Origin of the sequence: Enterobacter cloacae complex sp. 2021EL-01169, assembly GCF_020733125.1 — a bacterium.
GTDB lineage: Bacteria > Pseudomonadota > Gammaproteobacteria > Enterobacterales > Enterobacteriaceae > Enterobacter > Enterobacter roggenkampii.
Genome location: NZ_JAJFTC010000005.1, coordinates 105,760 through 131,588 on the forward strand (window position 1 = coordinate 105,760; position 25,829 = coordinate 131,588).

Genomic DNA, 25,829 nt, shown 5'->3' on the forward strand with positions numbered 1-25,829 from the left:
GTCTATTTTTTTACCAGCCTATCCTTTTCCATCCAGGTATCGTCATGCTGTTGTTTGATCGCTTCAACGAAGTTATCACCCATGCCTCCATATTCAGCACTGAGTTATCAGGTGTCATCAGAATTTGCAGCACGATGAATGCAACGGATAATTTAATCTGCGCTGCTAGCTGATGTTTATATCTAACTATTGGAAGGGGTGGTTAAAATTTTTTGAAAGAAGAAACAATCAGGCAATAATAAAAAATTCCGATATGACGCTCTTCGTCATAACGGTTTTTTTAAACTTAACGCAAATATTACTACCAATTATAGTAGCCCTCTTTTTGAGACTATTCCCTATTGCGCCAGAGCTGGCATATTGAGGAAAACAAAAACTATTATCCTTTAATATGCGCTATTACAGCAAAGCCGTCTTTTTTTGCTCGTTTTATTTTTTTGCTCTCTGAGCCATGCAGCCCCCTTACTCCTGCTGACCGGGACACAGTGCGTCAGCAGCAGGAGGAACTGTTATTAAAGAGCCAGCAACAGCGTGAGGAGCTGGAGCGGAGTATTCCTCGCCCTGCGCCCGCCAGACCGCTGCCTGTTTCCGGCTCCGGACCCTGTTTCACCATTCATACCATTACCCTTTCCGGTGCGACCTTAATCTCCCCAATAACCCGGCAGAACCTTGTCGCGCAGGCCGGTAACGATCTCTCCCTGTCAGGTACGGATATCCGTGCCGGTAAATCGGTCTCACTCAGTGGCGAAAATGACCTCATGGGGGTGAGCCGGGATACCCGCGACGGTGAAAACCACAGCAGCAGCGCCCAGTATGGTGTGACGGCATCTGCTGGCGGCTGGGCTGTTGAGGCTGCTAAAGCCGCAGAGACGGCTGCCCGCAGCGCAGGGCGCTATGTCGGACTCGTCGCTCGTCAAGGCTAAAGTGTCTTTAACGGCGGAGACGTCCTCTCAGGACAGTCGTTACAACAGTACCGACACGCAGGGCACCACCATTAATGCCGGTGAGAATGTCTCTGTCCGTGCCGGAAATGACATTGCCGGTATGGGGATACAGATCGCGGGTAAACACGTGGCGCTGGATGCGGGGCGCGATATTCTGTTGTCTGCCTCCCAGAACACAACCCTCTCTGAGAGTAAAAACAGCGGTAGCCAGTTCAGCGTTGGTGTCGGTGTGAGCCTGATTGGTGCACAAAACGGCATCTCGGTGGAGCTGGGAGCGTCACAGCATAAGGGTAAGGAAAACAGCCAGTCACAGCGCAATACGAACAGCGTTGTCCATGCTGATGAACAGCTTACGGTGAACAGCGGACGCGACACCATCCTGAAAGGTGCGGAGCTGGAAGGTAACCGTGTGGTGGTGAATACCGGACGCGATCTCACCATCAGCAGCGTGCAGGATACAGCCAGTTATGACAGCAAGCAGTCTTCGTCAGGCGCGTCCCTCAGTCTGTGCATACCGCCACTGTGTTATGGTGCCTTTTCCGGTAGCGTCAGTGCATCGGTGAGAATATCACCCAGAATGGTAAGAGCGTCGCTGAACAGAGCGGGATATTCGCAGGCAAGGGCGGCTTTGCCGTCACCACCGGAAATCATACCCAGCTTGACGGCGCGGTGATTGCATCCACGGCGTCTGCAGATAAAAATAGCCTCGACACCGGTACGCTGGGTTTCAGTAATCTCCATAACGAGAGCCAGACCAGCGGCAACGGCTACACGGTGGCGCTTTCCGGCAGCGCGGGCGGCAGCGGAAACGGTGAAAACCGCAACCTGGCACCGGCCATCGGTACGGGCCAGGCAAAAGAGAGCCACACCGGCACGACCTCATCAGCGGTGAGTGGCGGTAGCATTGTCATTCGCAACCCGGCGGGACAGAAACAGGATATTGCTGACCTGAACCGTGATACGGCTGACGCCCACCACGGCGTGGACGTGAACGGTGATGTGCAGAAGGTCAGGGATAACCTGGCGGTCCAGAGCGAAGGCGCGGCGCTGGCCACCTCTGCGCTGGATGCTTACGGCAAGTATGCGGAGCAGAAAGCGCGGGAATCCAATGCGGTGCTGGGCGCGAAGCTGGCGTCAGAAGGAAAACTGTAGGGCGATACGCCGCAGGAGCAGGAAGCATTCCTGAAGACGCAGCCCGGATATCAGAATACCGAGTACGGTCCGGGGAGTGCCTTCTGGACTAAGGGCAGCGCAGCGGCGGGATTACTGGCAGGTGCGCTTGGCGGTAACCTGAAGGCAGGTGCGGCAGCGGGGGCGGCCCCTCTGCTGGCGACCCTGGTCAAGGAGCAGAAAGATCCGACAGCCCGTGCCGCGCTGCACGGTATTGTGGCTGCGGCGCTGACGCAACTGAGTGGCGGGAGCAGTGCGGATGGCCTGAAGGCTGGTGCCATAGGGGCCATTACGGCCTCGGCGATGACTGACCATCTGGTCAGCGCGCTGTATGGAGATAAAAAATCCAGTGACCTGACGGCAGAGGAGAAACGGCTGGTCAGTAGCCTCGTGAGTATCGCAGGTGGTCTGGCGGGCGCAGCAGTGACGGATGGCAGTGTCTCCATGGCGGCGACGGCGTCGGAAACGGCGAAGGTGGAGGTTGAGAATAACACGCTGAGTCCTGGCCATGATGAGGAAGAGCTTGAGAAAGAGCACGGCGACCGCCTCCCAAAAGTCTACAACATTGCCAGGCCTGGGGTGTTGTTTGACGAAGATGGTAAGCCGCTTCCTGGAACTGCTGGTCTTGGGATTGGGGCTGTTCCGATTGGTGGTAAATCTAAAGATACTCAGATTTGGACAGAAACCAAGAAAGCAAAACCTGTGGGTAATGCCTATGGACACTGGACAAAACATGGGAAAGAATTTCCTGAGTATCAGAATGCTAAGCAATATGTTGATGCTGCCCATAATTTTATGACAACCCCACCGCAAGGTACCTTAACTAAAACTCGCCCTAACGGAGACACGCTGTATTACAATCCTGCGACTAATGTCTTTGCTTCAAAAGATATAAATGGTGTACCGCGTACAATGTTTAAACCAGAGAAAGGTCTCGAATATTGGAAAAAACAATGATGAATAATGGCTCTTATCCTTGTCCATGCTGTGGAAATAAAACAATTGATGAGCTGGGTTGTTATGAAATTTGCCCTGTATGTGGGTGGGAAGATGACCCTGTACAATCGGCTGATCCAGATTTTTCTGGCGGGGCAAACTCTTCGAATTTAAATGAGGCGAAACGAGCATTTAACAAACAGTAACTGATAAAACGATCCCAGCTCAATGGCTGGGATCGTTTTATCAGCCTTTAACCCCTTGAAACGCTTAACAGCGAAAAAAGTTGCAGCAGCAGATGTACCTTAGCAAAAACACCCTGTAAGTCACTGACTGAACAGGGAAAAATGTGTTGTTCCTGCCGGAATGCACAGGAAAGAGTTGTTGTTGAGAATAACACGCTGAACAGCGCAATGTGTGCACAGGAGCCGTGGGCATGCAGAAATCCATTGCTGGAAGGTGGTGGGTTTGGGCCAGGAGGCGGGACTGCTGCCGCCACTGGTGCAGGTGTAGCAATCGGTGAAGCGCTGACTAATGATAAAGAACAGCCAAATACTGGCGCAAATTGGACGGATGAAGAAAAGGCAGAACTGGGGGGAGCGGGATCAGGCACGCCGGGGGGCTGGGAGCCGCAGGATGAGGAGAATGCTCGGAATAACAGGGCTTCTACTGCCCCATCAAAAGATCGCCTTAATGAGGCCGCTTCAGCATCTAACAGAAATGGATTGACTGATGCCGGACGAGCACTACAAAAGCATGGCGGAAGAGAAGGTTCCGCATATTCTTATTCCAGTCAAAAAGCGTCAGTTCTTAATCAGGAAGCTCAGAATATAGTTAACGAAATATTAAACAATCCAAATACTAAGATTGAATCCCGAGTGGTTTTTGAAAATAAACAAAGGATTACTGTTGTTGAAGCTACAGCTCCTGATGGACGAGCATTAGGATTTAATTCTGATGGTTCAAGATTAATTGGCTTCCGTGAACCACCAACTAAATAGAGGTCTCATATGTTGGAATATAGCGTAGGTAGTTCAGTTGATCGGGAAGATCTTTATGCTGAATTGTCTTTTAATCGAGTCCAGTGGGGTGAAATCTCACTATCAGAAGACAGGAAATCAGTGAATATTATTATTTATCCAGATGAAAGTAATATTCTTGAATTTCAATGCGATGAGTTTTTACAGCTTATAGAGAAGGCAAAGTCTCATCTTCTTCGCCTTGAACCACTGTCTAAATGACACAGATCCCGGCCACTGTGCCGGGATCGTTTAATCAGCCGTTAAGTTTACCCCCAATGCGGCGCTGGGCGCGAAGCTGGCGTCAGAAGGAAAACTGCAGGGCGATACGCCGCAGGAGCAGGAAGCGTTCCTGAAGACGCAGCCCGGATATCAGAATACCGAGTACGGTCCGGGGAGTGCCTTCTGGACTAAGGGCAGCGCAGCGGCGGGATTACTGGCAGGTGCGCTTGGCGGTAACCTGAAGGCAGGTGCGGCAGCGGGGGCGGCCCCTCTGCTGGCGACCCTGGTCAAGGAGCAGAAAGATCCGACAGCCCGTGCCGCGCTGCACGGTATTGTGGCTGCGGCGCTGACGCAGCTGAGTGGCGGGAGCAGTGCGGATGGCCTGAAGGCTGGTGCCATAGGGGCCATTACGGCCTCGGCGATGACTGACCATCTGGTCAGCGCGCTGTATGGAGATAAAAAATCCAGTGACCTGACGGCAGAGGAGAAACGGCTGGTCAGTAGCCTCGTGAGTATCGCAGGTGGTCTGGCGGGCGCAGCAGTGACGGATGGTAGTGTCTCCATGGCGGCGACGGCGTCGGAAACGGCGAAGGTGGAGGTTGAGAATAACTCGCTGGGTGTCGTTATACAGGGCGGTAAACTGGCTGCACAGGGATGTCTGAAAATTTCTGCTTGCCGTGATCGCCTGGTTGGCAGTGGTCTGGGTGCTTTACTGGGCATTGGTGCATCCACATCAGCAATGGATACATTGTCACAAGATGAGCAGTTGCATCTGATCTATGTGGCCTCGCTCAATGATCCTTCCCAGCTCAGTCAGTTAAATAATGCTCAGAAAGCGGCCTATGAGTCCCTGACAGGTAAGACGATCACCAGTACTGGTGGTACGCAGGTCATCAACCCGGGACCATCAAACACTGGTGGCGACCAGACTGTAACTGGAAATGTGCCCTCCAACACAGGGAAGAATAGTGTAGCAACCGGAGGGATAAATCATACTGGTAATACCAACGGTGATGGAGCGTCAAACAATAATGGCTGGACGACAACTACGCCGGTTCCGGATTCTCCTTCACTGGATGATCTTTTCTATCAGAACGAGAAGATCCCCGGTCTTGAAAATGTTCGCCCTGAAAATCCCGGTTATCCAGCCAATCAGAGTGTTATTGAAAAAATGAACGAACCTAAGTTTATTGCCTGGATAGGCAATACAGATTGTACGGATTGCTCAGATATCGCACCTAAACTTCTCGATGCAGCTGGCGGGCACGGGAAAATTATTGAAGCAAGGCCGACGACTCCGTACAACTTAAATGTGTATGAAAATGGAAAAATTGTACATGAACAAGCATTTCATCAGGTTTATACCGATGGTCAGTATGTTTACGATCCAAGAGTGTCCTTAAAACCAATTCCTAAAGGAGATTGGGAAAAACATATCAAATCTATAAATCAGGGAAGTGTTACGATCTCTGATAAATTACAGGGGTTAAAATAATGTTTCCGATAGGTAAGAAAGAAACAATCTTGTTGGACTTCATTGGTTCTCTTGGAAAACTGGAGTGGTTACATTATCAGAGCCGTATTGAAGATGAATGGATAAATGACCATTTTGAAAAAATTGATCGCTCTAAGTATCCTCCTTATACCAGTTTTCGTTTTGAAAAAGAGGTTCCAGAAGTTATCGCCTTACTGGAAGATGCGATTCAATCATATAAAGGTAAAGTTGAGTGGTGTATGACCCATCATCCGAAAGAGTATGGTACTGGTGTTAATCATCGTATTTTGCCTACATTTGTTAAGAATCTCAGAGTCAGTGAAGGTATGGAAGATGTTAACGAGTATATTGAAAACCATTATCCTGATTTTGGCCCAATCGCCTATGAAGATCTTGTTGGACTGACGGAGCATGTTCAATCAGTTTTCAAAAATGCTGGATATGATGCATAAATTTTCTTTATATGCTCTGTAATAACATTTTGATATGGAGCCTTAACCCGTTATGCGTAGGGATGGAAAGAAGGGGCAGGTAAATATTTAAGTCGGAATGCCTTAACAATAATCGCTAGCGCCACCAATCCTGGCATCTGCGCATTTCTTTATTTTGTAGACCCGGTAAGCGAATCTCTACCGGGCCATGGCAGATTAATTATTGACTCATCACCCTTTCGGGAACACCCAAACATGCTTCTCCGGCAGCGAAAGATGGCAGTGCTGCGGATCCCGAACCTCATGCCCATACGCGCGGATCACAAAATCATCCCCCACCGTGCGGAACAGGTACTCCCAGCGGTCGCCAAGGTACATGCTGGTGAGCAGCGGCAGCTCAAGCTGATTTTCCCCAGGCCCCTCGACCACCGCGACGCGCTCGACGCGGATCACCGCCGTGGCGTCAGCGCCACTCTGCACGCCTTCACCGGCCTGGCCCCACAGCACCCAGCCTTTGCCTTCGATGCGCGCTCTGCCGTCGCGCACTTCGGTGACCTTGCCGTGCAGGCGATTGTTGCTGCCCATAAACTCGGCGGTAAACAGCGTCTTCGGCGAGCCGTACATCTCCTGCGGCGTGCCCTGTTGCTCAATTTTGCCGTTGTTCAGCAGCAGGATGCGGTCGGAAATGGACATCGCTTCGTTCTGGTCGTGCGTCACCATCAGCGCCGATAGCCCGAGCTTGATAATCAGCTCGCGCAGGAACACGCGGGCCTCTTCGCGCAGCTTGGCGTCGAGGTTGGAAAGCGGCTCGTCCAGCAAAATCACCGGCGGGTTGTACACCAGCGCGCGGCCAATCGCCACGCGCTGCTGCTGCCCACCGGAGAGCTGGTGCGGGTGACGTTTGCCAAGATGGCCCAGACCAAGCTGGTCCAGCACGTCCTGCACGCGCTGCTGGATCTCTTTGGCCGGGACTTTGCGCAGCTTGAGCGGATAGGCCACGTTCTCAAATACGGTTTTGTGCGGCCACAGGGCGTAGGACTGGAATACCAGCCCCAGGTTACGCTCTTCCGCCGGGACCTCACTGCGCGGCGTGCCGTCGTAAACCTTATTGTTGCCAATCACAATCGAGCCCTGAGTCGGCTTTTCCAGACCCGCGACGGCACGCAGCAGGGTGGTTTTGCCGCTGCCGGAGGGGCCTAACAGGGAGACCACTTCGCCGCGCTTCAGGTTCATGGAGACACCTTTTAAAACAGGATTGTCGCCGTAGGTTAAGTGCAGATCGTCAACCGCTAATTCAATCATGTATTTTCACTCCGAAACGAAGGGCAATGCCCAGACCTACCACGACAAGCAGGATGTTAATGAAAGAGAGCGCCGCCACGATATCAATGGCACCCGCGGCCCAGAGGGAAACCAGCATCGATCCGATGGTTTCCGTGCCGGGTGAAAGCAGGTACACACCCGTTGAGTATTCGCGTTCAAAGATCAGGAACATCAGCAGCCACGAACCGATAAGACCGTAACGGGAGAGCGGGATGGTAACGTGGCGGGTGATCTGCCCGCGCGTCGCCCCGGTGCTGCGCGCGGCTTCTTCAAGCTCCGGCCCTACCTGCAGCAGCGTGGAAGAGATGAGCCTCAGCCCGTAAGCCATCCACACCACGGTATAGGCCAGCCAGACGCTGAAAATGGTGCTGCGCAGCGAGCGTAGCCAGACGATGACGTTTTCACGCATCCAGTCGGTCCAGGCGAATCCGGAAAGCCAGCCGGATTTCAGCGAGTTATCCAGCCACATCGGCAGGAACAGGAACACCCACAGGAAGGCCAGACCCGCCAGCAGGCCAGGCACGGCGCGCGGTACCAGCACGCTGTAGTCCAGGAAACGCGTGGTGTTATCCGGCTTGCGGTGCATGGCAATGCCGACAAACAGGTAGCACACCACGGCCAGCGCGCCGCCAATGACGCCAATCGCCATGGAGTTGACGATGGCGCGCAGCAGGTTGGGCTGCGCCCAGATGGTGCGGAAGGTGTTCAGAGAAAGCTCGTCCCACAGCGAAACGCCCACGCCCCAGTTGGAGATAAACGCGCGCAGCACCACGCCGAGCAGCGGAACGCCGATGGTGACGGTGAGCCAGAAGGCAATCACCGCGCCAGCCACCCAGCGCCATTTACCCAGCGGCAGCGCGCGGGCCTGGGAGGCCTTGCCCTTCATGGTGACGAAACGGTTGGCGGTGCGCATCAGGCGACGCTGGAGCATCACCAGCGGGATGGTGATGCAGATCAGCACCACGGCAACCGCCGCCATCAGGTTATAGGACGGGGTACCCATCTTGTTCGTCAGTTTATAAAGATAGGTCGCCAGCACCATATTGCCTTCCGGGTCGCCGAGGACCAGCATCAGGCCGAACACTTCCAGCCCGAGGAAGAACAGCAGCACGGTGGCGTACAGAATAGACGGGCGCACCATCGGCAGGCTGACGGAGGTCATCACCTGCCAGGGCGACGCGCCCGCGGTGCGTGCGGCTTCTTCCACGTCGGAGCCCACGCTGCGCAGCGCTGACGAGATATACAGATAGGCGTGCGGGACGTGCGTCAGGCCGGCAATGACCACAATGCTCGACATGTCGTAGATATTCCACGGCACAAAGCCAATCAGCGCCTCCGCCCACTGGGAGAGAAAGCCCACCGGACCGGCGGCCACCACGTAGCCGAAGCCCAGCACCATCGGTGAAACGAAAATCGGGACCAGGATCAGCGGCTCAATCAGCCGGCGACCGGGCAGGTCGGTACGCACCATCAGAAACGCCAGCACGCCGCCCAGCGGGATAGAGATAAAGACCAGCCCGAAAGCCAGAATAAAGCCGCTTTTCAGGGCCTTATAAAAATCGGGGTCGGTGAAAATAAAATCAAATGATTCAAAGCTCCACTCTTTTGACGGCGAAAAGAACGGCGCGGACAGGAAGCTCTGGATCACGATAAACGACAGCGGCGTGTAGATAACCAGGGCGGTTATCAGCACGACGATGCCTCGCGGCAGGCTTTGCCACTTTCTGCGTAATGTATTCATGGGGTATCCCTGGTGTTGCAGCCCAGAAAAACGAACTCAGTCGATAAGGGAGCGCGGCGGCCAGCGCCGCGCTCAGACGCTTATTTACCGGCGGCGGTACGCCACTCTTTGATGTACTCGAGGCGTTTTTTCGGCTGCAGGTATTCCAGCAGCGTTTCATCAACCGGGATCGGCTTCAGCGCGTTGCCGAGGATTTTGGTCAGGCCGTCGATATCATTTTTCCCTTCGATATCGTTACGAATGGAGGGAATGTCCGCCTGGTTGGCCAGAATGCTTTGCCCTTGTTCAGACAGCACGTAGTCCAGCCACAGCTTCGCGGCATTGCTGTTTTGCGATTGCTGGCTGATGAACGACACGCGCGACAGCACCAGGGTGTAATCCTTCGGATAGGAGATGCCGAGTGACGGATCGTTCTTCGCACGCGCTTCCGCGTAGGAACCGAGGATGTTGAAGCCAATCAGGTTTTCACCGGAGGAGACGCGCTCCATCATGGTGCCGGTAGACGACTGCACCGACAGGCCCCCTTTGGCGACGTCGGCCAGGGTCTTAAAGTAGTTCGGATCGGCGTTGTGATCCTGCACCGAGAGCATAAAGCCCAGCCCCGATTTTTCGATGTCGTAGGTGGTGACTTTGTTCTTGAATTTGTCCGTCTGGCTGGCAATCAGCTTCGCCAGCGCGGCGTGAGAATCCGGCACGTCACCGGTCGGGATCAGGCGCTTGTTGTAGATAAAGACCACCGGCTCATAGGTGGTGCCGTAGGCCTTATCTTTCCAGACCGCCCATTTCGGCAGCTGGCTTTGCTCCGGAGATTTGTACTCCATGGCGTAGTCGGTGGCGAGCTTCAGGCCCGTGTCCATTGAGGAGCTCCAGACCACGTCGCCGCTCACGCCGCCGGAAGCCTGTTCGCTGATGAAACGGTTGTACAGCTCGGTGCTGTTCATGTCGTTGTATTCGACTTTAATGCCCGGGTAGGTTTTTTCGAAGCCCTGGATCAGCGGCCCGGCAGCTTTGATGTCGGTAGTGGAATAGATGACAACCTTGCCCTCTTTCGTGGCGGCATCAACCACTTTTTGATACTCAGCAGGATAACCCTGCGGCAGGGCAGACAGTGCAGAAGCAGAGAACAGTACGGTAGCGGTAAGCAGAGAAATTCGGAACGTGTTCGACATTATAGTTAACCTTTTAGTTACATTTGAGGAACTAATTGTCAACATAGCGTAAAGCGCGCCTCCGACAATAGGGAGGCGAGGGCAATGATTCCGAAGTGTGATTGTCGCCGTCGTTTCAGCAATTAACACCATAAAATCCGCGAACGTTAGCCAACGAACGGTTGCGGATTACGGCTTATCGGGGGCTTTGCGGTATAACCGGCGAGGATGACCAATATTGCCGTACAGCATTTCAACGCTGATTAACCCGCTCTCCACGCAGTATTCAAGATAGCGACGCCCCGTGGTTTTGCTGATCCCCACGTTTTCTACCACCTCTTCAACCGACATCGCGCTGTCGGGATGCTCGGCGAACAGGCGTTTTATCCGCTCCAGCGTCTGGGGTTCAATGCCCTTTGTGGATGGCGTTACGGAGGCTTCCGCGGCAGGCAGATGAAACAGGCGATCCAGCGCATGCTGGTCGACCACCTTCACCTGCTGTACGGTGTGGATGAAGCGCATAAAACGCTCCAGCGAGGCGTGCAGGCGCTGGAAAAAGACGGGCTTGATGAGGTAGTCAAACGCGCCACTGCGCATGGCGTGGCTGCAGGTCTGCATATCGCTGGCGGCGGTGATGAAGATCACCGAACACTCATAGCTTTTCAGCAGCGGGTTATCGATGAGCTCCACGCCTTTCCCGTCCGGGAGATAGTTGTCCAGCAGGATAAGACGCGGCTGATGCTGACGAATCAGGCTGCATGCCTGCTCAATCGACGCGGCGATGCCCACCACGCGCAAATGAAAATTCTGCTCGATATACTCGCGATGCAGCTCCGCCAGGTGCGGCTCATCTTCAACGATCACAACATCAAGTGCTCGGGTCATGCTTTAGCCCATTCGGAATAAACACAGAAAAAATAGTCCCCTGAGGCGTATTGTCGGCAATCTCAATGCTGCCGCCAGCCTTGTCGATATATCCTGCCACCAGATACAGGCCAATACCGTGCTCGGTGCCCACAATGTCGTTTTCACGTTCCGGCTTGCTGCTGAATCCCTGGCGGAAAATATGCGGCTTCATCGCATCCTCCACCCCGCAGCCCCGGTCGGCCACCTCGATCAGCAGCTCCTGGTTTCGGTCAGAAATGTAGAGTTCCACCGGCGCGGGGACCGGAGCCTTAAGGGTCGCGTCTACCGCGTTATCCAGCAGGTTACCAATAATGGACATCAGCTCCGTTTCGTTGAGCGTGGCGGGCATGCGGGTGAGCTGGCAGGCGGGATCAAACAGCAGTTCGATCCCTTTTTCGCGGGCGCTGACGTATTTTCCGAGCAGCAGCCCGCACAGCGCGGGAGAAGAAAAACGGGCGGAGACAAAGTCCAGCACGCGCTGCGCGCCTTCGGACTGCACCTGAATGTAGCGAATCGCCTCGTCATAGTGTTTCATCTGCAGCAAGCCCACCAGCGTGGCGGTCCAGTTCAGCTGCTCGTGGCGCATAATGCGCAGGTTATCCGCATAGCGCTTGATCTGACTGAGCTGGCTGCTGAGCGTGTTAATGTCATTTTTGTCGCGAAAGCTGTACACCCAGCCGCTTTCAACGCCCGGTTCGACCTCAATCGCGACGCGGTTGACGATTACCTCCCGCTGGTTCAGCACGGCAATCTGGTCGTGGCTGCCACTGCTCACCGAGGCGTAGCGCTGGGATAAAAAGCCCGGCGACGTCTGCAGAACGTCTTCCAGCGGTTTACCGATAAGTTCTTTCTCACTTTGCCGGATATCCAGCATTTCTCGTGCGGCGCGGTTAATTAAAATCAGCTGCTTCTCATCATTGACGGCAAATACCCCTTCATACATCGCTTCTAATAGCGCGCGCTGCTGCAAAACCAGCTGAGCGATATCTTTCGGCTCCAGTCGGAACATCTGTTTTTTGATATTGCGGGTAAACAGCCAGGAGAACATAAACAGCAGCAGCAGAAGCCCCGCGCCGTACAGCCCGGACTGCCAGAGAATGCGGGCGTTAATATTGGCAATATAGGAGGTTAGATAGCCGACCGAGACAATACCAATCACCTGGTGCTGCGCGTTAAAGATCGGCGCTTTGCTGCGCAGTGAAACCCCAATCCCGCCCTGACGCACGGAAATAATGGTTTTGCCCTGTAATACCTCCGCATTATCCCCGCCGATCATCGGTAAATTTATGCGTTCCGGGGATTCCGAATGATAGAGGTGCTGTTCCTCGGTATCGCCAATCACAATGTAGCTGGCATCGCTTTGGGCGCGCAGCGGCTGAATTAACCGGGCGATGCCGGGGATATCTCTGGCCGCGACCATGGCCGCCAAACCCGGCATCAGCGCGATCTGGCTGGCCTGAACCCGGGCGCGCTGGCCGAGATCGTGATGGAGCTGTCGGTCAATAAAATGAAACAGGATCGTTCCCAGCAGAACTAACAGCAGGCAGGAAAAGCACACCAGCGCTAAAAATAGCTTTACCTGAAAAGAGAGTCTGCGTTTCATTCAACCTGCGGATGTTATGTAAAAGTGACATTTGCCGAGCCTGACATGGGCAAATAGCGGACGCAATCTGGCAAGAAAAGAGTTGTGACCTGGCTTTTCGTTTTCGGCGTTATAGCCATCAGGATCCCGTAAGGCTATGCTTCATTCAGCACGATAATAATTACAGAGGCAATGTCATGGATAAAGAGCTACTGGATGCGGGTTACCGGGCCTATACCGGCGAGAAAATTGACGTCTACTTCAACACCGGGATCTGCAAACACTCCGGTAACTGCGTGCGTGGGAGCGCAAAGCTGTTTAATCTGAAACGTAAACCGTGGATTATTCCCGATGAAGTGGACGTTGAAACGGTTGTCCGCGTGATTGATACCTGCCCGAGCGGTGCGCTGAAGTATCGCCAAAAATAAGCGAGGAACCATGGATATTCTGGAAGGCCATAACAAGTTTTACGTGAATGATGCGAACGGCAACCAGGTGGCGGAGATTGTCTTCGTGCCAACCGGCGAGCACCTGAGCATTATCGAGCACACCGATGTGGATGAGAGCCTGAAAGGGCAGGGCGTCGGTAAACAGCTGGTGGCGAAAGTGGTGGAGAAGATGCGCGGTGAGAATCGCAAAATTATCCCGCTGTGCCCGTTCGCGAAACATGAATTTGATAAAACGCGGGAATATGACGATATTCGGGCGTAAATAACACCGGCGATGGCCGGTGTTTTTTCAGACTGCTGACAACGTGCGATTTGTGAGTTTCGCCCGGCGGCGCTACGCTTGCACGGGTCTACAATGAATTGTCAATTAATTGATATCTTTGTGAAATGTAGGCCGGGTAAGCGCAGCGCCACCCGGCAAAAAAGACAGTTATCTCACCTGCTCAAACAGCAGTACCATCGCGATCAGCACCATCAACCCTCCCGATGCCCTGCTCACCAGACGGGCCGCCTGTGGCCGGGTCGCCAGCACCGCTTTCGAACCATACCCCACCAGCAGATAGACCAGGGTACAGGTAATAAGGTGCATCATCCCAAGCGCGGACATCTGCATCGCTATCGACCAGCTTCCGGTTGGGTCTGTGAATTGCGGAAGCAGGGCCAGGAACAGCAAAAAAACCTTCGGGTTAAGGCCGCTAATGCAGAGTCCTTTCACCGCCCACTGCGTCCAGTGACCCGCATGCTGGGTGGCCTTCTCCGGTGCGGCCGGGTGACGCAATAACGTTATGCCAAGCCACAGGAGATACAGGGCTCCCGCCACGGTCAGCCCGGCTAACGCCAGCGGATGTTGAGCAATCAATACCCCCACGCCTGCCACCACAATCAATGTGGCTAGCAGATGCCCGGACATCAGCCCCATCACCGCCGGGACCACGCGGCGGCCGTTGATTCCGGCGCTAATAGCGTAGGCCCAGTCGGCCCCCGGGGTCATGATGAGCAGAAACGAAACCACCCAAAAGCCGGCCACAATACTCATTTCCATCGTCCTGAAATACTCCCGCAGTGCGTTATACGTTGCGAAAAAGAATATCGCTAACACTGCGAAATAGGCTTTCAATGTTATGCTCATAACACGGTGAAAATGAGAAAATCTTCCACATGGATAGCATCGATAGAAAAATTCTTGCTGAGCTGCAGTCTGACGGCCGCCTGTCGCTTACCGAGCTGGCTGAGCGGGTGAATCTGAGCCTTTCGCCGTGCCATCGTCGCGTGCGGGCGCTGGAGCAAAGCGGGGCCATAACGGGATACCGTGCCAGCCTCGACCCCGCCAAAATGGGGTTTAACTTCCTGGCAATCGTCTTTGCGACGCTGAAAGAGGGGGACCGCAAGGCGGTCAGCGCGTTTGAAGAGGCGGTGGAGGAGATCCCGCAGATCGTGCTGGCGCAGCGTCTGTTTGGCGATCCTGATTATCTGATGCACGTCGTGACCCGCGACCTTTCCGCTTTCCAGAAGCTCTACGACGAGAAGCTCTCCGCTATGCCCGGCGTGCAGCATCTTCGCTCAACGCTTGTCATGAAAACGGTGGTGCAGGACAGGCCTTTTCCGCTGTAAGCAGGAGGCCGGGAGTTAATGGCCTGCCCGGCAGCGCGCCGGGCAGGAAAGGGAATTAGCCGACAAACATCACCGACACGCACAGCACCCCGACGATCAGCGTCAGCAGGTTGCCAATGGAACGGTACGGTTTCAGGGAGGGGATCAGATACGTCGACAGCGTCGGCATGATAAACAGGATCATGGCGATAAGCGGGCCGCTGATGGCGTAAATCATCGAAATGGCGTTCGGGTTAATGCAGCAGACGGCAAAGGTGATTAACGACACCCCCATGATGGATATCGCGCGGTTAAAGGCGCGGCTCTTTTTCACGCCCACCTGGTTCAGCGACGACTTCACGATCTCCGCCGCCCCTTCAATCACCCCAAAATAGGTGCCGAGAAACGATTTCGACATCGCAATAATCGCCACGACAATCCCGGAAATCCCCAGCCACGCCGGTGAGGAGGGCATCATCGACAGCGCAGACAGGATTGTCACCCCTTCCTCTTTGGCGGCCACAATATACGACGGCGGAATAGAGAGCAGGCAGCTGAAGACAAAGAACAGCACGCTCAGGCAGATAATCAGGTATGCCACCTTCATGATTTTCTTGCATTTAGCCATGGCCTCGTCCCCGAACTTCTCGCGGCGGTCAACGGCAAACGTCGAGATAATCGGCGTGTGGCTGAACGCAAACACCATCACCGGAATCGAAATCCAGACCTGGTGCAGCGTATGGCGATCGACGGCCATCTGGCTGGTCAGCAGCGAGGGTTGCCAGCTGCCGATCAGGTAGAGCGAGACAAACAGGAAATAGGCGATCAGCGGAAACACCAGGAAGCCCATCACTTTTATCGTGATATGCCGTCCCATCAGGAAGATCAGATTCAGGACCAGCACCACGCCCAGGCTAACCAGCACGCGAACGGTGGTGTCTACCGTCAGGTGTTTTGCCAGCTGCTCGGTTAACGAGTTGGTGATGGCCACCGCATAAATCTGCACCACCACAAAGAAGGCGATGAAATAGAGCGTGGTGATCAGGTTGCCGATCTTCCTGCCGTAATAGTGCGAAACGGCGCCGGTGATCCCTTCGTTGCCTTTCGTTTTCGACGAAAGGATAAATTGCGCCAGCGCTTTGTGCGGCCAGTAGGTTAAGGGGTAGGCCACGAGGGCGGTAATAAACAGGACGATTGCGCCTGCGGAGCCCAGCTGAATGGGCAAGAACAGCGTTCCTGCGCCCACGGCCGTGCCGTAGAGAGCGAAACTCCAGAGAGTCTCATCTTTTGACCAAATTTTCGACATTAGAGCAACGTATCAACTATCAAACCATCAGAATGGCGTGCAATTTACCATAGTTATGCCCTAAGAGCGCAGTTGCTTCGAAGACGTCGGGCCGGAACGGGCGTCCGGCCAGAGGCGGTTCAGCCTGCCAGGGCGCGTCGTTGCTGGCGGCGCTTAAGAAATTTCTCACGCAGATTATCGTACGCCCAGTTATAGAACATGGTGTACGGCAGGAAGAACAGGAAGAAACCTATTTCAAGTGTGAATGCCTGCAGCAGGGTGACGCCCAGCACGGCGGCGACAATCGACACGCCAATCACAATAAAGCCGCATTCGAACCCCAGCGCATGCAGCGCACGCACTTTTGCCGTACGTTTGACGCGCTGAACAGGCCAGAAACGGTCGAAGCCGACGTTATAAATAATGTTCCACAGCATGGCGGTGGTGGCCAAAATAATGGTCAACCCACCCATTTCCACCACGGAACGCTGCATAAGCCACGCCGCGGTAGGGGCGAGGATCGCCGTCGCAATCCCTTCAAAACAGACAGCATGAAAGATCCGCTCCGGCAGTTTACGTTGGAGTGCATCCTGATGTTGCATAGCGATAGACCTCGTTAATTCGCCAGTATGGGCGTTGATGTGGCCTATTTTTATCGCTAAAGCTGATATATTAAAGATAGTATCCATCGTAAAAGTAGATAGGTTATGCGCTATTCACCCGAAGCCCTGACCGCGTTTGTCGAGACCGTTGCAGCAGGTTCTTTCTCTGCGGCCGCACGCCGGCTGCGTAAAAGCCAGTCGACGGTCAGCACGTCCATTGCCAACCTTGAAGCCGATCTGGGATTTGAGCTGTTTGACCGCTCGGCGCGCCAGCCGGTGCTAACGGCCCAGGGGGAACAGGTGCTGGGCTACGTGCAGGCTATTCTCGCCGCCAGCACGCGGCTGGATGAGCTGGCGGTGTCGCTCACGGCGCGAACCGAGGCGCGTCTGACGTTTGTCCTTTCCGATACCCTTAACCCGGACGTGCTGGAAGAGATGATGAAGCAGTTTGACGCGCGCTTTCCCCATACGGAATTTGAATGTCTGATTGGCGAGGAGGAGGACGTGATCGATCTGCTGCAAAAGGAGCGCGCGCAGATTGGCCTCACCGAAGCGCGAGACGGTTATCCTACGGATATCGGCGCCATCCGGCTGCCGATGCAGACCCGCATGGCGATCTATGTCGCGACCACGCATCCGCTGGCCGGGCAGGATGACGTTCAGCGTGACGAGCTGCACGGCTGGCGAGAGCTGCGGCTGAGCACCTATCTTGAGCGTGAGGCGGAGATCGCGCGCGGGCCCGTCTGGTCAGCCCCGAATTACCTGTTACTCTTGAGTATGGCGGTACAGGGATTTGGCTGGTGCGTCTTGCCGTGCGCGCTGGTGGAGGAATTTGCCGCCGCGAAATCCCTGGTACAGCTCAATGTTCCCGGCTGGCCGCGGGCGATCGGCATCGATCTGCTGTGGAATAAACGATCCCCTCCCGGCGTTGCCGGAAGCTGGCTGCGGCAGTATCTGCAGGATGCACGCTGATCCTTGTGATTAAACTCACTATTTTTAAACAATTAAGATAATTGCCAGTAACAATCCTCTACTATCGTCATGTCATTTAACACAGAGGTCGTGATGAAAGATGTCGTAATAGTGGGTGCGTTGCGTACAGCTATCGGCTGTTTTCAGGGAGCGCTCGCGCGTCACTCGGCGGTTGACCTGGGCAGCGTGGTGGTGAAAGCGCTGGTAGAACGTAGCGGGATCGCAGCACATGAAGTTGATGAGGTGATTCTGGGACAGGTCCTCACGGCCGGTGCCGGGCAAAACCCTGCGCGACAGGCGGCGCTGAAGGGCGGACTGCCCAATACCGTCTCCGCTATCACTATCAACGACGTATGTGGTTCAGGATTAAAAGCGCTGCATCTCGCGACGCAGGCCATTCAGTGTGGTGAGGCGGACGTGATCATTGCGGGCGGGCAGGAGAATATGAGCCGCGCGCCGCACGTCCTGACCGACAGCCGTACCGGCGCGCAGCTGGGTAACAGTCAGCTGCTCGACAGCCTGGTGCATGACGGGCTGTGGGATGCCTTCAACGATTATCATATGGGCGTAACGGCGGAAAACCTGGCGCGCGAGTACGGCATCAGCCGTGAGGTCCAGGATGCCTATGCGTTAAGCTCGCAGCAAAAAGCGCGTGCGGCAATTGATTCCGGCCGTTTTCGCGACGAAATTGTCCCGGTCAGCACGCAGCGTCAGGGGGGCGAGGTTATCGTTGTGGATACCGATGAGCAGCCGCGCACCGACGCCAGCGCTGAAGGGCTGGCGAGGCTGAATCCTGCGTTTGAAATGCAGGGCTCGGTCACGGCGGGAAATGCCTCTTCCATTAACGACGGCGCCGCGGCCGTGATGATGATGAGCGAAAGCAAAGCCCTCGAACTCGATCTTCCCGTGCTGGCCCGCATTAAGGCATTCGCCAGCGTGGGCGTGGATCCTGCGTTAATGGGGATCGCGCCGGTCTATGCGACCCGTCGCTGTCTGGAGCGTGCGGGGTGGCAGCTTTCTGATGTGGATCTGATCGAAGTGAACGAAGCCTATGCCGCGCAGGCGATCTCCGTCGGAAAAATGCTGGAGTGGGATCCGCTGCGGGTCAACGTAAACGGTGGGGCGATCGCGCTGGGGCACCCGATCGGGGCGTCCGGCTGCCGGATCCTGGTTTCGCTGGTCCACGAAATGAAAAAGCGCAATGCCCGCAAAGGAATTGCCACGCTCTGTATAGGCGGCGGGCAAGGGGTGGCGCTGGCCATTGAACGCTAATTTTTCCTCATTAAAAAAAGACCTCCTCCGGGAGGTTTTTTTTATCGTGATCTTTATCTCCCGACGGTTTTAGCGTGATCCGGGCATCAATTCCGCGATAAACAAAAATAAAAATGAAACGTTGTTTTAAATATAATTGAAAAGCCCTCTTTATGCCGATAGTATGTGCTCATCATGTAAAACGGAACGCTGTTTCGTTTTACTTCCCGCCTTCGGGCATGACCACATCTGGAGGTTACCGTGGACGTCAGAGAAAGCATCCACAGCGCGCACGCCAAAACGCTGGATACGCAGGGGCTGCGCAAGGCATTTTTAGTCGAGCAGATATTCGAGGCTGACAGGTACACCATGGTTTACAGCCATATCGACCGCATTGTTGTGGGCGGCATTATGCCCGTCACGAAAACCGTCTCCGTGGGCGGCGAGGTCGGTAAACAGCTGGGCGTAAATTATTTCCTCGAACGTCGCGAGCTGGGGGTGATTAACATCGGCGGGCCGGGCACCATCACCGTAGACGGACGGTGCTATGAGATTGGCCATCGCGAGGCGCTGTACGTGGGTAAAGGGGCGAAAGACGTGGTCTTTGCCAGCATCGACGCCAGCAGGCCTGCGAAATTCTACTATAACTGCGCGCCGGCCCACGCCACCTGTCCAACCAAAAAGGTGACCCCGGCAGACGTCGCACCCGTGACGCTGGGCGACAACCTCACCAGCAACCGCCGCACCATTAATAAATACTTCGTGCCGGACGTGCTGGAGACCTGCCAGCTCAGCATGGGGTTGACCGAACTTGCGCCGGGCAACCTGTGGAATACCATGCCGTGCCATACCCACGAGCGCCGCATGGAAGTCTACTTCTACTTCAACATGGATGAGGACGCCTGCGTGTTCCACATGATGGGACAGCCGCAGGAAACGCGCCATATCGTGATGCATAACGAGCAGGCGGTGATTTCGCCGAGCTGGTCTATTCACTCCGGCGTAGGGACAAAAGCCTACACCTTTATCTGGGGAATGGTGGGTGAAAACCAGGTCTTTGATGACATGGACCATGTTGCGGTTAGCGATCTGCGCTAGTCGCGGGCAGTGACGCATAAACCTGCCTGTGAGTGACAGGCTCTGAAAGAGTAAGGAATAAACATGATTCTGGATGCATTCTCTCTGCAGGGAAAAGTGGCGGTGGTTTCCGGGTGTGACACCGGGCTGGGTCAGGGGATGGCGTTAGGCCTGGCGGAAGCGGGCTGCGATATCGTCGGAATTAATATCGTTGAACCGACGGAAACCCTCGAGCGCGTGACGGCCCTGGGCCGCCGCTTCCTGAGCCTGACCGCCGACCTGCGTAAAATCGATGCCATTCCTGAACTGCTGGATCGCGCGGTGGCGGAATTCGGTCACATCGACATTCTGGTCAACAACGCCGGGCTGATTCGCCGTGAAGATGCGATCAATTTCAGCGAGCGCGACTGGGACGACGTGATGGATTTGAACATCAAGAGCGTATTTTTCATGTCCCAGGCGGCGGCAAAGCACTTTATTGCGCAGGGGAACGGCGGCAAGATCGTGAATATTGCCTCCATGCTCTCATTCCAGGGGGGTATCCGCGTGCCGTCTTACACCGCCTCCAAAAGCGCCGTGATGGGCGTGACCCGCCTGCTGGCAAACGAGTGGGCGAAACACAACATCAATGTGAATGCGATTGCGCCGGGTTACATGGCGACCAACAACACGCAGCAGCTGCGTGCGGACGAGCAGCGTAGCGCGGAAATCCTCGACCGCATTCCGGCGGGGCGCTGGGGGCTTCCGGGCGATCTGATGGGGCCGGTGGTCTTTCTGGCCTCGTCGGCATCGGACTATATCAACGGCTACACCGTGGCGGTCGATGGCGGCTGGCTGGCGCGATAGCCCGCATCGGGTCTGGACCTCTGCTTTTGGGCAGAGGTTTTTTTTGCTTAAAAATTGTCAAAATCCATATGGATAAACACGGAAAATCCATACTAAAAAGTCATGAACGACAGTCATCACACTTTTAATCTTTAAAAATTAGATGATTAGTAAAAGCATGTGATTATTCAGCGTTATTTGAAATTGTAATGTCCATCACAGAACGCTATGTCGCAGCGAAATAATCCATATCTTCACCTTTTCCCGCCTGACACTTTTTCTCGCTATCTCGTAATTTCACTTAACGAATTTCACTGTTCAGGCAGGAAAATATGACATCTATAAATGACTCTACCCTAATGCCCGCTGCGCTGCGTGATACTCGCCGCATGAACCAGTTTGTCTCAATTGCCGCCGCCGTGGCGGGCCTGTTATTTGGACTGGATATTGGCGTCATTGCCGGTGCATTGCCCTTTATTACCGATCACTTTACCCTGAGCAGCCGCCTGCAGGAGTGGGTGGTGAGCAGCATGATGCTCGGCGCGGCCATTGGCGCGCTGTTCAACGGCTGGCTCTCGTTTCGCCTGGGGCGCAAATACAGCCTGATGGCCGGGGCGATTCTTTTTGTCGCGGGCTCCATTGGCTCCGCCTTTGCCGCAAACGTTGAGGTTCTGCTGCTTTCCCGCGTGCTGCTGGGCGTGGCGGTGGGGATTGCTTCCTACACGGCACCGCTTTATCTCTCCGAAATGGCGAGCGAGAACGTGCGCGGGAAGATGATCAGCATGTATCAGCTGATGGTCACGCTCGGTATCGTGCTGGCGTTCCTGTCTGACACCTACTTCAGCTACAGCGGCAACTGGCGCGCAATGCTTGGCGTGCTGGCGCTGCCAGCGGTGGTGCTGATTGTTTTAGTGATTTTCCTGCCGAACAGCCCGCGCTGGCTGGCGCAAAAAGGGCGCCACGTTGAGGCGGAAGAGGTGCTGCGCATGCTGCGCGATACCTCCGAAAAAGCCCGCGAAGAGCTGAACGAGATCCGCGAAAGCCTGAAGCTCAAGCAGGGGGGCTGGGCGCTGTTTAAAATCAACCGCAACGTGCGCCGGGCGGTCTTCCTCGGCATGCTGCTGCAGGCGATGCAGCAGTTCACCGGCATGAATATCATCATGTACTACGCGCCGCGCATTTTCAAAATGGCCGGGTTCACCACCACCGAACAGCAGATGATCGCCACCCTGGTGGTCGGGCTGACCTTCATGTTTGCCACCTTTATTGCCGTATTCACCGTGGACAAGGCGGGCCGCAAACCGGCGCTGAAAATTGGCTTCAGCGTGATGGCGCTCGGCACGCTGATCCTCGGCTACTGCCTGATGCAGTTTGATAACGGCACGGCTTCCAGCGGACTCTCCTGGCTTTCTGTCGGGATGACCATGATGTGTATCGCAGGTTACGCGATGAGCGCCGCGCCGGTGGTGTGGATCCTGTGCTCCGAAATTCAGCCGCTCAAATGCCGCGACTTTGGCATCACCTGTTCCACGACCACCAACTGGGTATCGAACATGATCATCGGCGCGACCTTCCTGACGCTGCTGGACGCGATTGGCGCAGCGGGAACGTTCTGGCTCTATACGGTGCTGAACGTGGCATTTATTGGCGTCACGTTCTGGCTGATTCCAGAAACCAAAGGCGTGACGCTGGAACACATCGAGCGCAAGCTGATGGGCGGGGAGAAACTGCGGAATATTGGCGTGTGATCGGATTGCCTGTTTACATGTTTAACCTATGCCGGAGGTGGAAAGGGAGATTAATCACAATCATAACGTGATGAAACTCACTACTAACTCTGGCAGGGGTAGTCAGATAATGGTGTTTAGAATTAGGATTTTTCTTAATCTATTGTATTATTGAGCCACAGCGATCAATGAACAAAGATGCGTAGCATCAAGAGAAAGAAGAATTCCTATGTCAGAAATGGATTTCAAAAAAAGCACAGATATTGATTTCCCCCATTATTCCACCCGTAACGAACACGCTAAAGAAATAGATCTTTTAGGTTTATTAGCAGTTTTAGCGGCGGCTAAAAAGCGCATCGTTGCCGTTACCCTTGCTTTTGCTCTCGTGGGGCTGGCCATTTCATTTTTGCTGCCGCAAAAATGGACCAGTAAAGCGGTGATCACCCCGGCAGAACAGTCGCAGTGGAACCCGCTGCGCCAGATGATGGTGGCGTTACAGGTGCTGGATGTGGACGTGAAGATTACCCGTCCAGAAGTCTTTGATCTTTTTATTAAAAAGTTTCAGTCGCAGTCATTGCTTGAAGAGTATCTGAAATCCTCTTCTTACGTGATGTCGCAGCTTAAAGACGCTGAGGTGGATCCGCTTGAGCTGCATCGGGCGATAGTCAATATCTCAGACAGAATGAAAGCGGTGAATAACGATCAGGGAAAAGACGCGGATAAAACCCCCTATATCTCCTGGACATTAAACTTCACTGCGCCGACAGCAGGCGATGCGCAATCCGTTCTGGAGGGATACATCAATTATATCGCGGCTATTGTTGAGAAAGAGACAGTGCAGAATATCCGCAACCAGATCGCGCTGAAAACGAAAGTCGTTGAGCAGCAGCTAGAGCTGGATCGCGTCCGTTTGACCAATATTCACAATACCAACCTGCAGCGGCTGAATTATTCCCTGGAAGTCGCGAATGCCGCCGGCATCAAGAAGCCGGTCTACAGCAACGGGCAGGCGGTAAAAGATGATCCGGATTACTCTGTTGCGCTCGGTGCTGACGGTATCGCGCAAAAGCTGCAGATTGAAAAAAATCTCAAGGACGTGACCGAGCTGAATGCGGATTTCCAGAACCGGGAATATTATCTGGCGCAGTTGAAAAAGCTCTCCTTTGCGGATGTTAAACTTGAGCCATTCCGGTACCAGCTCTCTCCCTCCATGCCGGTGAAAAAGGATGGTCCGGGCAAGGCCCTGATTGTCGTTCTGGCGGCGCTCCTGGGGGCACTGTTTGCCTGCAGTAGCGTTTTACTGCGGGAGGCGATGCTCACCCGTAATCCACTCCCCGAGCCGGTGACGGAATAAACCCTGCAGATTAACAAGGCGCTCAAGAGAGCGCCTTTTTTTATTGGCACCGGTTGTGTTAAAAGAAGAAATCAACGAAAAGGAGGGATGATGAAAACGATCGGCCTGTTAGGTGGAATGAGCTGGGAATCGACAATCCCTTATTATCGCCTGATTAACGAAGGGGTAAAACAGCGTCTGGGGGGGCTGCACTCCGCAAGCCTGCTGCTGCACAGCGTTGATTTTCATGATATCGAAGCCTGCCAGTCGAGCGGCGAGTGGGATAAAGCCGGGGCGATCCTGGCCCAGGCGGCGCTGGGGCTGGAGCGGGCTGGCGCCGAGGGTATATTGCTTTGTACCAATACCATGCACAAGGTGGCATCGCATATTGAGAACCGCTGCTCGCTGCCGTTCCTGCATATCGCTGACGCGACCGGGCGTGCAATTGCGGCATCCGGGATGCGCCGCGTAGCGCTGCTGGGCACGCGCTACACCATGGAACAGGATTTCTATCGCGGTCGCTTGCGCAGCGCGTTTGGGATCGAAAGCCTGATCCCTGAAGAAGAAGACCGGGCGCGCATCAATCAAATTATCTTTGACGAGCTCTGTCTCGGCACCTTCAGCGAAACCTCCCGCGCCTTCTACGTCAGCGTCATCGAAAAACTCGCGCAGCAGGGGGCCGAAGGGGTGATCTTCGGCTGCACGGAGATCGGTTTGCTGGTACCCGTTGAGCGAAGCCCTCTTCCGGTATTTGATACCACCGCTATCCATGCTGCGGATGCCGTGGCGTTTATGCTGTCATAGTGGGTCCTGCAGGTCAGGTAAGCGAAGCGCCACCTGACGCGCGTGCTCCATGACGTGTTCGGTGAAAGCATCCACCAGCGCGGAAGCCGGACGGTGTAGCGGACGGATAAGGCTTACGGTGAACGGGACGGACACGCTAAAGCGGCGGATGACGATCCCGCTTCCCGCATAATCCAGCGCCGTGAGCGGATTCACCACCGCGACGCCGACGCCGGCACGCACCATCGCGCAAATCGAGGCCGCGCTGTGCGTTTCCACCGCCATTCGCCGTTTTACCTGATGCTCGGCAAACAGGGTATCCAGCAGCTGTCTGTAACTGTCGGTCTGCGACAGGCTGATGTAGTTTTCCCCGTGGAAATCCTCCGGCGTGAGCACCGCCTTACCGGCAAGCCGATGCCCGGCGGGCAGAACGCACACTTCATCTAACGAGAGCAGCTCCGTGCGTGCCGTGCCCGCTGGGGTGGTGAGGGTTTCGGTTAGCCCTAAATCATGGCGCTGTGCCGAAAGCCACTCTTCAAGCAGGGGAGATTCCTGCGGCACGATGGTGAGGCTGACCTCAGGATAGCGGGCCAGAAAGGGCTGGAGCAGCATCGGCAAAAAGGATTGCGAAAAGACGGGCAGGCAGACGATCGACAGCTCGCCCTGGCGAAACTCGCGCAGGCTTTCCGCGGCACTTACTATTCTGTCCAGCCCGTACCAGGAGCGCTGAACTTCCTCGAACAGGCGTAACCCCTGTACCGTTGGGTGAAGCCTGCCCCGGGTGCGTTCGAACAGCTTCAGCCCCAGCACTTTCTCGAAGCGCGCCAGCTCGCGGCTCACCGTCGGCTGCGAGGTGTGCAGCATCTGTGCGGCTTCGGTGAGATTGCCGGTGGTCATCACGGCGTGAAAAATCTCGATATGGCGTAAATTGACGGCGGGCATAGGGCACCTGAAAGCAGAGAAGTGGCCATATCATTTTTGCATAGACTCGCGATAAAACGATATTTTTTATTCTCCT

The 25,829-nt window shown here is 54.9% G+C and carries 26 protein-coding genes and 1 pseudogene; 18 read left to right on the forward strand and 9 right to left on the reverse strand.

Annotated elements, in window-relative coordinates; genetic code table 11:
• Window positions 1-398: 398 nt before the first annotated feature.
• From LLF79_RS27065 to LLF79_RS14895, 8 genes and pseudogenes are all read left to right on the forward strand, one after another.
• Window positions 399-650, forward strand: a pseudogene (locus LLF79_RS27065) (hypothetical protein); the annotation flags it as partial.
• A gap of 244 nt (window positions 651-894) precedes the next feature.
• Entirely contained in the window at window positions 895-1,617 is a 723-nt protein-coding gene (locus LLF79_RS14865; RefSeq protein WP_084833222.1) for a hemagglutinin repeat-containing protein, read from the forward strand.
• A complete protein-coding gene (locus LLF79_RS14870; RefSeq protein ID WP_065101599.1) occupies window positions 1,614-2,096 on the forward strand; it encodes a hypothetical protein in 483 nt (160 codons plus the stop codon). The genes LLF79_RS14865 and LLF79_RS14870 overlap by 4 nt, the downstream gene beginning before the upstream one ends.
• Before the next feature lie 234 nt (window positions 2,097-2,330).
• Window positions 2,331-3,071: a VENN motif pre-toxin domain-containing protein gene (locus tag LLF79_RS14875; RefSeq protein ID WP_021242042.1), complete on the forward strand. Its 741-nt coding sequence runs from the start codon at window positions 2,331-2,333 to the stop codon at window positions 3,069-3,071.
• Window positions 3,071-3,256: a CPCC family cysteine-rich protein gene (locus LLF79_RS14880; RefSeq protein WP_071530933.1), complete on the forward strand. Its 186-nt coding sequence runs from the start codon at window positions 3,071-3,073 to the stop codon at window positions 3,254-3,256. Before LLF79_RS14875 ends, LLF79_RS14880 begins: the two co-directional genes overlap by 1 nt.
• Window positions 3,257-3,499: 243 nt before the next feature.
• Window positions 3,500-4,051, forward strand: a complete 552-nt coding sequence (locus tag LLF79_RS14885; RefSeq protein ID WP_227879763.1) for a hypothetical protein — start codon at window positions 3,500-3,502, stop codon at window positions 4,049-4,051.
• 574 nt (window positions 4,052-4,625) lie between these two features.
• Window positions 4,626-5,786 (forward strand): VENN motif pre-toxin domain-containing protein, encoded by a 1,161-nt coding sequence (locus LLF79_RS14890; RefSeq protein WP_227879766.1) that lies wholly within the window; start codon window positions 4,626-4,628, stop codon window positions 5,784-5,786.
• Entirely contained in the window at window positions 5,786-6,238 is a 453-nt protein-coding gene (locus tag LLF79_RS14895; protein ID WP_008499695.1) for a hypothetical protein, read from the forward strand. The genes LLF79_RS14890 and LLF79_RS14895 overlap by 1 nt, the downstream gene beginning before the upstream one ends.
• A gap of 210 nt (window positions 6,239-6,448) precedes the next feature.
• On the opposite strand, the gene LLF79_RS14900 is transcribed toward LLF79_RS14895, so the two are convergent.
• The 5 genes from LLF79_RS14900 to LLF79_RS14920 form a co-directional block, all read right to left on the reverse strand.
• The gene (locus tag LLF79_RS14900; RefSeq protein ID WP_021242036.1) at window positions 6,449-7,519 is read right to left on the reverse strand and encodes an ABC transporter ATP-binding protein; all 1,071 of its coding nucleotides are present in this window, start codon (window positions 7,517-7,519) and stop codon (window positions 6,449-6,451) included.
• Window positions 7,512-9,281 carry an iron ABC transporter permease gene (locus LLF79_RS14905; protein WP_023294491.1) on the reverse strand — a complete coding sequence of 590 codons (1,770 nt, stop codon included), beginning with the start codon at window positions 9,279-9,281 and terminating at the stop codon, window positions 7,512-7,514. Before LLF79_RS14905 ends, LLF79_RS14900 begins: the two co-directional genes overlap by 8 nt.
• An 80-nt stretch (window positions 9,282-9,361) precedes the next feature.
• A complete protein-coding gene (locus LLF79_RS14910) occupies window positions 9,362-10,450 on the reverse strand; it encodes an ABC transporter substrate-binding protein (RefSeq protein WP_045335252.1) in 1,089 nt (362 codons plus the stop codon).
• Window positions 10,451-10,618: 168 nt separating this feature from the next.
• The gene (locus LLF79_RS14915; protein ID WP_023326016.1) at window positions 10,619-11,314 is read right to left on the reverse strand and encodes a response regulator; all 696 of its coding nucleotides are present in this window, start codon (window positions 11,312-11,314) and stop codon (window positions 10,619-10,621) included.
• Entirely contained in the window at window positions 11,298-12,938 is a 1,641-nt protein-coding gene (locus LLF79_RS14920; protein ID WP_227879768.1) for a sensor histidine kinase, read from the reverse strand. Before LLF79_RS14920 ends, LLF79_RS14915 begins: the two co-directional genes overlap by 17 nt.
• A 176-nt stretch (window positions 12,939-13,114) precedes the next feature.
• Here LLF79_RS14920 and yjdI point away from each other — a divergent pair, with 176 nt between their 5' ends.
• Window positions 13,115-13,345, forward strand: coding sequence for a 4Fe-4S mono-cluster protein YjdI (gene yjdI / locus LLF79_RS14925; protein ID WP_008499689.1), 231 nt, complete (start codon window positions 13,115-13,117; stop codon window positions 13,343-13,345).
• Window positions 13,346-13,355: 10 nt separating this feature from the next.
• A complete protein-coding gene (locus LLF79_RS14930; protein WP_008499687.1) occupies window positions 13,356-13,628 on the forward strand; it encodes a GNAT family N-acetyltransferase in 273 nt (90 codons plus the stop codon).
• Between the two features lie 168 nt (window positions 13,629-13,796).
• Here the strand turns inward: LLF79_RS14930 and LLF79_RS14935 are convergent, their stop codons facing one another.
• Window positions 13,797-14,408 (reverse strand): LysE family translocator, encoded by a 612-nt coding sequence (locus tag LLF79_RS14935; protein WP_227879770.1) that lies wholly within the window; start codon window positions 14,406-14,408, stop codon window positions 13,797-13,799.
• Window positions 14,409-14,524: 116 nt separating this feature from the next.
• Here LLF79_RS14935 and LLF79_RS14940 point away from each other — a divergent pair, with 116 nt between their 5' ends.
• Window positions 14,525-14,977, forward strand: a complete 453-nt coding sequence (locus LLF79_RS14940) for an Lrp/AsnC family transcriptional regulator (protein WP_021242030.1) — start codon at window positions 14,525-14,527, stop codon at window positions 14,975-14,977.
• A gap of 55 nt (window positions 14,978-15,032) precedes the next feature.
• Here the strand turns inward: LLF79_RS14940 and LLF79_RS14945 are convergent, their stop codons facing one another.
• Window positions 15,033-16,262, reverse strand: coding sequence for an amino acid permease (locus LLF79_RS14945; protein WP_227879772.1), 1,230 nt, complete (start codon window positions 16,260-16,262; stop codon window positions 15,033-15,035).
• 119 nt (window positions 16,263-16,381) lie between these two features.
• Window positions 16,382-16,843: a multidrug/biocide efflux PACE transporter gene (locus LLF79_RS14950; protein WP_008499683.1), complete on the reverse strand. Its 462-nt coding sequence runs from the start codon at window positions 16,841-16,843 to the stop codon at window positions 16,382-16,384.
• A 105-nt stretch (window positions 16,844-16,948) separates the two neighbouring features.
• Between LLF79_RS14950 and LLF79_RS14955 the strand changes: the two genes are divergently transcribed.
• The 7 genes from LLF79_RS14955 to LLF79_RS14985 all read left to right on the forward strand — a co-directional run bounded on the left by LLF79_RS14955 (window position 16,949) and on the right by LLF79_RS14985 (window position 24,832).
• A complete protein-coding gene (locus LLF79_RS14955; RefSeq protein ID WP_039024112.1) occupies window positions 16,949-17,815 on the forward strand; it encodes a LysR family transcriptional regulator in 867 nt (288 codons plus the stop codon).
• 93 nt (window positions 17,816-17,908) lie between these two features.
• A complete protein-coding gene (locus tag LLF79_RS14960) occupies window positions 17,909-19,087 on the forward strand; it encodes an acetyl-CoA C-acetyltransferase (protein ID WP_008499681.1) in 1,179 nt (392 codons plus the stop codon).
• Window positions 19,088-19,327: 240 nt separating this feature from the next.
• On the forward strand, window positions 19,328-20,164 hold the full coding sequence (kduI, locus tag LLF79_RS14965; protein ID WP_045415625.1) for a 5-dehydro-4-deoxy-D-glucuronate isomerase: 837 nt from the start codon (window positions 19,328-19,330) through the stop codon (window positions 20,162-20,164).
• A gap of 63 nt (window positions 20,165-20,227) precedes the next feature.
• A complete protein-coding gene (gene kduD, locus LLF79_RS14970; protein ID WP_008499679.1) occupies window positions 20,228-20,989 on the forward strand; it encodes a 2-dehydro-3-deoxy-D-gluconate 5-dehydrogenase KduD in 762 nt (253 codons plus the stop codon).
• Between the two features lie 293 nt (window positions 20,990-21,282).
• A complete protein-coding gene (locus tag LLF79_RS14975; protein WP_227879843.1) occupies window positions 21,283-22,716 on the forward strand; it encodes a sugar porter family MFS transporter in 1,434 nt (477 codons plus the stop codon).
• Window positions 22,717-22,924: 208 nt separating this feature from the next.
• Entirely contained in the window at window positions 22,925-24,049 is a 1,125-nt protein-coding gene (gene wzz(fepE) / locus LLF79_RS14980; RefSeq protein ID WP_025912419.1) for an LPS O-antigen length regulator Wzz(fepE), read from the forward strand.
• A gap of 90 nt (window positions 24,050-24,139) precedes the next feature.
• Window positions 24,140-24,832 (forward strand): aspartate/glutamate racemase, encoded by a 693-nt coding sequence (locus LLF79_RS14985; RefSeq protein ID WP_227879844.1) that lies wholly within the window; start codon window positions 24,140-24,142, stop codon window positions 24,830-24,832.
• Here LLF79_RS14985 and LLF79_RS14990 read toward each other — a convergent pair.
• Window positions 24,827-25,753: a LysR family transcriptional regulator gene (locus LLF79_RS14990; RefSeq protein ID WP_008499676.1), complete on the reverse strand. Its 927-nt coding sequence runs from the start codon at window positions 25,751-25,753 to the stop codon at window positions 24,827-24,829. The two genes, LLF79_RS14985 and LLF79_RS14990, sit on opposite strands and share 6 nt — an antisense overlap.
• Between the last annotated feature and the right edge of the window lie 76 nt (window positions 25,754-25,829).

Excerpts from the sequence above, each read along its gene's own strand:
- LLF79_RS14910 (WP_045335252.1), bottom strand. The coding sequence starts at position 10,450 with ATGTCGAACACGTTCCGAATTTCTCTGCTTACCGCTACCGTACTGTTC.
- LLF79_RS14985 (WP_227879844.1), top strand. The coding sequence starts at position 24,140 with ATGAAAACGATCGGCCTGTTAGGTGGAATGAGCTGGGAATCGACAATC.
- yjdI (WP_008499689.1), top strand. The coding sequence starts at position 13,115 with ATGGATAAAGAGCTACTGGATGCGGGTTACCGGGCCTATACCGGCGAG.
- LLF79_RS14940 (WP_021242030.1), top strand. The coding sequence starts at position 14,525 with ATGGATAGCATCGATAGAAAAATTCTTGCTGAGCTGCAGTCTGACGGC.
- LLF79_RS14905 (WP_023294491.1), bottom strand. The coding sequence starts at position 9,281 with ATGAATACATTACGCAGAAAGTGGCAAAGCCTGCCGCGAGGCATCGTC.
- LLF79_RS14945 (WP_227879772.1), bottom strand. The coding sequence starts at position 16,262 with ATGTCGAAAATTTGGTCAAAAGATGAGACTCTCTGGAGTTTCGCTCTC.
- LLF79_RS14960 (WP_008499681.1), top strand. The coding sequence starts at position 17,909 with ATGAAAGATGTCGTAATAGTGGGTGCGTTGCGTACAGCTATCGGCTGT.
- LLF79_RS14955 (WP_039024112.1), top strand. The coding sequence starts at position 16,949 with ATGCGCTATTCACCCGAAGCCCTGACCGCGTTTGTCGAGACCGTTGCA.
- LLF79_RS14915 (WP_023326016.1), bottom strand. The coding sequence starts at position 11,314 with ATGACCCGAGCACTTGATGTTGTGATCGTTGAAGATGAGCCGCACCTG.
- LLF79_RS14865 (WP_084833222.1), top strand. The coding sequence starts at position 895 with ATGTCGGACTCGTCGCTCGTCAAGGCTAAAGTGTCTTTAACGGCGGAG.
- kduD (WP_008499679.1), top strand. The coding sequence starts at position 20,228 with ATGATTCTGGATGCATTCTCTCTGCAGGGAAAAGTGGCGGTGGTTTCC.
- LLF79_RS14920 (WP_227879768.1), bottom strand. The coding sequence starts at position 12,938 with ATGAAACGCAGACTCTCTTTTCAGGTAAAGCTATTTTTAGCGCTGGTG.
- LLF79_RS14935 (WP_227879770.1), bottom strand. The coding sequence starts at position 14,408 with ATGGAAATGAGTATTGTGGCCGGCTTTTGGGTGGTTTCGTTTCTGCTC.
- LLF79_RS14950 (WP_008499683.1), bottom strand. The coding sequence starts at position 16,843 with ATGCAACATCAGGATGCACTCCAACGTAAACTGCCGGAGCGGATCTTT.
- LLF79_RS14900 (WP_021242036.1), bottom strand. The coding sequence starts at position 7,519 with ATGATTGAATTAGCGGTTGACGATCTGCACTTAACCTACGGCGACAAT.
- LLF79_RS14990 (WP_008499676.1), bottom strand. The coding sequence starts at position 25,753 with ATGCCCGCCGTCAATTTACGCCATATCGAGATTTTTCACGCCGTGATG.
- LLF79_RS14880 (WP_071530933.1), top strand. The coding sequence starts at position 3,071 with ATGAATAATGGCTCTTATCCTTGTCCATGCTGTGGAAATAAAACAATT.
- LLF79_RS14930 (WP_008499687.1), top strand. The coding sequence starts at position 13,356 with ATGGATATTCTGGAAGGCCATAACAAGTTTTACGTGAATGATGCGAAC.
- LLF79_RS14895 (WP_008499695.1), top strand. The coding sequence starts at position 5,786 with ATGTTTCCGATAGGTAAGAAAGAAACAATCTTGTTGGACTTCATTGGT.